At 55.2% G+C, this 3948-nt stretch carries 5 protein-coding genes; 1 reads left to right on the top strand and 4 read right to left on the bottom strand.

The window, feature by feature from the left end:
- Positions 1–7 precede the first annotated feature (7 nt).
- From FN633_RS01505 to FN633_RS01495, 3 genes are read right to left on the bottom strand one after another with little or no spacing between them, the layout of a single operon-like run.
- Positions 8–1003 (bottom strand): DUF2891 domain-containing protein, encoded by a 996-nt coding sequence (locus FN633_RS01505; protein WP_154056503.1) that lies wholly within the window; start codon positions 1001–1003, stop codon positions 8–10.
- 26 nt (positions 1004–1029) lie between these two features.
- Positions 1030–2016 (bottom strand): DUF979 domain-containing protein, encoded by a 987-nt coding sequence (locus FN633_RS01500; protein WP_154056502.1) that lies wholly within the window; start codon positions 2014–2016, stop codon positions 1030–1032.
- A complete protein-coding gene (locus tag FN633_RS01495) occupies positions 2013–2735 on the bottom strand; it encodes a DUF969 domain-containing protein (protein ID WP_042395176.1) in 723 nt (240 codons plus the stop codon). The genes FN633_RS01500 and FN633_RS01495 overlap by 4 nt, the downstream gene beginning before the upstream one ends.
- Before the next feature lie 247 nt (positions 2736–2982).
- Between FN633_RS01495 and FN633_RS01490 the strand changes: the two genes are divergently transcribed.
- Positions 2983–3528 (top strand): winged helix DNA-binding protein, encoded by a 546-nt coding sequence (locus FN633_RS01490; protein ID WP_154056501.1) that lies wholly within the window; start codon positions 2983–2985, stop codon positions 3526–3528.
- Positions 3529–3544: 16 nt separating this feature from the next.
- On the opposite strand, the gene FN633_RS01485 is transcribed toward FN633_RS01490, so the two are convergent.
- Entirely contained in the window at positions 3545–3940 is a 396-nt protein-coding gene (locus tag FN633_RS01485) for a nuclear transport factor 2 family protein (protein WP_154056500.1), read from the bottom strand.
- Positions 3941–3948 lie beyond the last annotated feature (8 nt).

Below are 3948 nucleotides of genomic sequence, written 5' to 3'. Positions count from 1 at the left end.
CTCAAGCTTACTCCAGCGCCAGCAGCGCGAAACTTGCCAGCCAGTGCCCGCCGCTGTAGTGGCTTCCCACTACATGCTCTACGCTAGCCGCAAGATGACGCCCCACCGCCTCGCTCAGTGCCTGCTGCCCTGCGTGCTGTGTCGGCAACGCTTTCGCAATATGCTTCATGCACCAGGCGCGACTGAGGTTCAAACCATCAAGATGCGCAATTTTGGGATCGGTACGGTCACTCACTTCCGCCGGGTTCATCAGCGCCGACACCGCGCCTACATCAGGAAGAAACGCATCGAACCAGGCCGGGAAACGATCCGTTACCTTACTCATCAGCAGTGCTTCAGTAAGTGCCCCGGAAATATACTCGTCTCCGCCTGGCTCATAGTGAGCCGGATAGCGCGTGTCAGAGAGATAGAAGCGGTTGGCCGCCGCCACAATCGATTGCTCAAGCGCGTCATCCTGCACCGCACGAGCGTAGTCCAGCCCCAGCGCCAGCGCAAAAGCGGTGTTGTAATGGGTACCGACCCGGATCGGATACGTTAACTTAGTGAGATAATCCATCAGCCTGCCGCGAATATCCTGCGTTAACGGCTGAAGCGTCTGATACCAGCCCACGGCCTCAGGTAACGCGGATTGCTTTAGCTCCTGAGCCAGCGCCAGCAACCAGCCGTATCCGTAAGGGCGCTCAAAAGAGGCGCGAAACGGCGCGTTAAAATAGGCTAGCTCCTGCGCAACCTTCTCTTCCGTTATGTGTTCAGCAAATAGCGCGACGATCTCGTCCCGGCACGGCAGCTCTGGATAGAGACGCACGCAACGCAGCAGCAGCCAGTAACCATGCACCGCCGAGTGCCAGTCAAAACAGCCGTAGAAAATGGGATGCAGTTCGCGGGGCGGCAATACATCTCCATCGTCATTAAGCAGATGCATAATGTGGTTAGGGTACTCCTGACGCAAATAGGTCAATGGCATTCTGGCAAACGCGTCAGCCTGATGTTGAGTAAGTTCCATAACAGCTCCTTAAGTCATTGCTACGCTTAGCGAAATACGAGGAAATACATTAAGAACACGTTAACCACCAGCAGGGTTAGCGCGGTCGGGATCTGGATCTTGATCACCTGGTACTTATCTTTAAGCTCTAGCAGAGCCGCAGGAACGATATTGAAATTGGCGGCCATCGGCGTCATCAGCGTGCCGCAATAGCCCGCATACATGCCAATCGCCAGCAGCGGTGCCGGGTTACCGTGGTGTACGTTGATCAGGAAGGGTAAGGCGATGCCCGCACTCAGCACCGGGAAAGCCGCAAAAGCGTTGCCCATAATCATGGTGAAGAGCGCCATACCCACGCAGTAGATCACCACCAGCATGAAACGGCTATCCGGGTTCACAAACAGGCTGACCACCTTCTGCACCGATTCGCCGGTATTCGCCACCACAAACACGCCGCCCAGCATGGCAAGCATCTGCGGCAGGATCACCGCCCAGCCGATGGTATCAACAAGGCGACGAGACTGGCGCACCGCATGCAGCGGCGTCCCCTTCGTCAGCCACCAGCCGGTGAGGATCGCGGCCACGCACGCTACGCACAGGGCTGCGAGCGTGAGCTGTTTCTGATCAAGCAGATAGACCCCGCCCACCGACACGCCTTTCAGGAACAAGGTGCCGATCACGGTAACCACCGGGATCATCAGCGCTGGCAGGAACAGCCAATTTTTCAGTCGATTTGCTGAGGCAACGCGTTCGGACTCAGTGGACATCTTATAGTGCCCCTTACCCACCAGCCCGAAACCGGCCAGCAAGGCAATGAGAATGACGCCGCCGCCAATGATCCGATACGCCAGCGACTTGCCCAACTCCTGCACCATGAGATCGCCAAACAGGAAGATGCCGCCAAACAGAAACCAGAACAGCGCGGTGGTAAAGCGTTTAGGATTGGCACGGTCGCGCAGGGTCATCACAACCAGCAGCATGACAACAAAACCAATCAGGTAGTACACGCGGTTAATCGTGATTAACGTCATCATGGTGCGATCTCCTGTGTACCCTGTTCTGCTCGCCAGGCCATCACGTCGCGACGAATGCTTGCATCGAGGCGCAGCAGGCGCGTCATATGAATAACCAATGCCGCGATGGCGGTCGGAATGGCCCACAGGCCGATATGCAGCGGTTCAATTCCCTCGATACCGCTCTCTTTCAGGAAGGCGTCAATCAGCAGCACCGCGCCAAAGGCGATGAAGATATCCTCCCCGAAGAAGACCGCAATATTGTCGCACGCGGCGGCATGCGCTTTAATTTTGTCGCGGATATGCTGCGGCAGCTCGCCATATTCATTCAGCGCCGCCCCTTCAGCCATCGGCGCAAGCAGCGGACGCACCGTCTGAGCATGACCGCCAAGCGACATCAGTCCCAGCGCCGCCGTTCCTTCACGCGCCACAAAGTAGAGCATCAGAATACGTGCCGAGGTAGCGCTGGCGATCTTCGCCACCCAGGCCTGAGCCCGCTCTTTCAGCCCGTAATACTCCAGCAGACCAATAACAGGCAGGATCAGGATAAAGGTTGCCAGCGAACGGCTATTCACAAACTTTTCGCCAAACGTCTCCAGCAACATACCAAAATCCATGCCCACCAGCAGACCCGTTGCCAGTCCTGCCACCACGACCACCAGCAGCGGATTGAAGCGTAGTGCAAAGCCGATAACCACGATGGGTATCCCAATCAGCGGCAATAATGTCGAACCGTCCATAAACGTTTACCCTATCCAAAGTGAGTGTTGCGCGCCGACGGCTATTTTTTTAATACTTCGTATCTGGACGAAGCGTGATGCATTCCGGCGAGCGATGTTGTGTTTTGCGCCCGGCTCCACAGAACCAGCACTAAAAAGCTATATCCGAACCACAAAAACATGTAAACAATTTATCAATAAAATGTTCTTATTTTATCGATTTGAGTTTACATTTTTGGCTAAGAGTCACACTCCCGTAAGGAACGCTATGACCTTAAAAACACAAGCTTCATCGAACCACGACGATATCAACGATGGCCGGATCGTCTCTTCACGTCATCTGGTGTCGGAGCGCTGTGCAGAGTTATCGGAGCTGGAATACGCGCTGATCATGACCAGCAATGCATTCAATAAATGGATGGTGCGCTGCATGACTGCCGCCGGTGAACCCGATATGGGTGCCTTTGACGTCTCGCTGCTGCATCATGTGAACCATCGCAATCGTAAAAAGAAGCTGGCGGATATCTGTTTCGTCCTCAACGTTGAAGATACCCATGTGGTGACCTACGCCTTGAAAAAGCTGGTCAAAGCGGGCTACGTGACAAGCGAGAAAGTCGGTAAAGAGCTCTATTTCTCCACGACAGAGGAAGGTAAAGCGCTATGCATGAAATACCGCGACGTGCGTGAAGCCTGCCTTATCAATATCCATGCGGAAAGCGGCATTTCGGGGGCGTCGATTGGTGATACCGCGCAGCTGCTCCGCACGATATCGTCCCTGTATGACACAGCCGCCAGGGCGGCGGCATCGTTGTGAGATAACTGAAAAGTCGTTAAGGCGTAGGGAGAGAGGTTTCGTGGAGATGCCGCCAGCGGAGCGTGCCGTCCGGTTCGGATTCAAATACCACGGTTGAGAAACGTAGCGTCGCATGTTGACCGGGCAGCTGCTGGCGCTCCTGATAAGTCACGGTTGCGCCCTCGGCGCTCTCTGCAACAAGCTGCATGTTCTCAATGGCGATGTGCAGCCCCTTCTTCGCGCCGAGCTGGGCACGGAAGAACGCATTCAATGCTGTAAAATCAAGCATGGCTCCGCCAGGCGTGACCATCGAGTACGCCGGGCTAAAACGCGCTAACAGCGTGTCGCAAACCTCTATTGCAGCGGTTTCGTCACCCAGCCAGTGCCTAATCAGTTCGTGGGCATCGACGACTTCCTGAAAATAACGATTCACTTTTTTCT

This window comes from Pseudescherichia vulneris, assembly GCF_902164725.1.
Taxonomy (GTDB): domain Bacteria; phylum Pseudomonadota; class Gammaproteobacteria; order Enterobacterales; family Enterobacteriaceae; genus Pseudescherichia; species Pseudescherichia vulneris.
This window is presented reverse-complemented; position numbering and strand designations above follow the sequence as displayed.

Coding starts and splice junctions, on each gene's coding strand:
- FN633_RS01490 (WP_154056501.1), top strand. CDS start 2,983: ATGACCTTAAAAACACAAGCTTCATCGAACCACGACGATATCAACGAT.
- FN633_RS01505 (WP_154056503.1), bottom strand. CDS start 1,003: ATGGAACTTACTCAACATCAGGCTGACGCGTTTGCCAGAATGCCATTG.
- FN633_RS01495 (WP_042395176.1), bottom strand. CDS start 2,735: ATGGACGGTTCGACATTATTGCCGCTGATTGGGATACCCATCGTGGTT.
- FN633_RS01500 (WP_154056502.1), bottom strand. CDS start 2,016: ATGATGACGTTAATCACGATTAACCGCGTGTACTACCTGATTGGTTTT.